The 1,286-nt window shown below is 65.2% G+C and carries 2 protein-coding genes; both read left to right on the forward strand.

Annotated features, from left to right (window positions below; genetic code table 11):
- A partial coding sequence (locus ACFYOS_RS36435; protein ID WP_387151926.1) for an ATP-binding cassette domain-containing protein occupies positions 1-936 on the forward strand: 936 nt, incomplete at its 5' end.
- A partial coding sequence (locus tag ACFYOS_RS36440; protein WP_387151929.1) for an ABC transporter permease occupies positions 933-1,286 on the forward strand: 354 nt, incomplete at its 3' end. The genes ACFYOS_RS36435 and ACFYOS_RS36440, both read left to right, overlap by 4 nt.

Genomic DNA, 1,286 nt, shown 5'->3' on the forward strand with positions numbered 1-1,286 from the left:
ACTTCAGCGATTGCGGTCTCAGGACTGCGGAAGGCCTATAAGGACAAGGTGGTGCTCGACGGTATCGATTTTGATGTTCGTGCGGGCACGGTGTTCTCTCTGCTCGGTCCGAACGGGGCGGGTAAGACGACGACGGTGAACGTGTTGACCACGTTGATGAGGGCCGACGGTGGGACGGTGCGTGTCGCTGGGCATGATGTTGTGACCGAGGCCGGGGCGGTGCGTGCGGCGATCGGGGTGACCGGGCAGTTCGCGGCGGTGGATGAGCTGTTGACGGGGCAGGAGAACCTGCAGCTGATGGTGGATCTGAGTCGGGTGCCCGCCCGGGACGGCAGGCGGGTCGTCGCGGAGTTGTTGGAGCGGTTCGAGCTGGTGGAGTCGGCGCAGAAGCCGGTGTCGACCTATTCCGGGGGTATGCGCCGCAAGCTGGACCTGGCGATGACGCTGGTCGGGCAGCCGCGGATCATTTTCCTGGACGAGCCGACGACGGGTCTGGACCCGCGCAGCCGTCACACGATGTGGTCGATCATCCGTGGTCTGGTCGCCGATGGGGTGACCATTTTCCTGACCACCCAGTACCTCGAGGAAGCCGATCAGCTCGCCGACCGGATCGCGGTACTCGATCAGGGCCGTCTGGTCGCCCAGGGCACCCCGGACGAGCTCAAGCGTCAGATCCCGGGGACCCACGTGCGGTTGCGGTTCACCACCGTCGCCGAACTCGACGCGGCCGCGCGGGTCCTCACCGATGCCACGCGCGAGGACGAGGCACTTGCCTTGCGGGTTCCCAGCGACGGCGGCACGACATCGCTGCGGGCCCTGCTGGACCGGCTCGACGAGTACTCCCTCAGCGCCCAGGAGTGCTCCGTGCACACCCCCGACCTCGATGACGTTTTCCTCGCCCTGACGGGCCGCACCACGGAGGTGGTCGCGAAATGAGCACCCAGTCTCATTCGCTGGTCATGTTGCGTCGCAACTCCAAGCACATCGCCCGGAACCCGACCTCGGTGTTCAACGCGGTCCTGATGCCGATCGTGATCATGCTGATGTTCGTGTACATGTTCGGAGACGCCTTCAACGTCGGTGTCGACTACATCGACTACGCGACGCCGGGCCTGATGCTGCTGGCCGTCTGCTACGGCCTGGGATCCACCGCGACGGCGGTGAACTCCGACATGACCAAGGGCATCATCAACCGGTTCAAAGTCATGGACGTCTCCCGTAGCGCGGTGCTGACCGGTCACGTCATCGCCAGTGTGCTGACCAACCTGGTCGCCATCGCCGCGCTC

It is taken from the genome of Micromonospora sp. NPDC005806, assembly GCF_042871425.1.
GTDB lineage: Bacteria > Actinomycetota > Actinomycetes > Mycobacteriales > Micromonosporaceae > Micromonospora.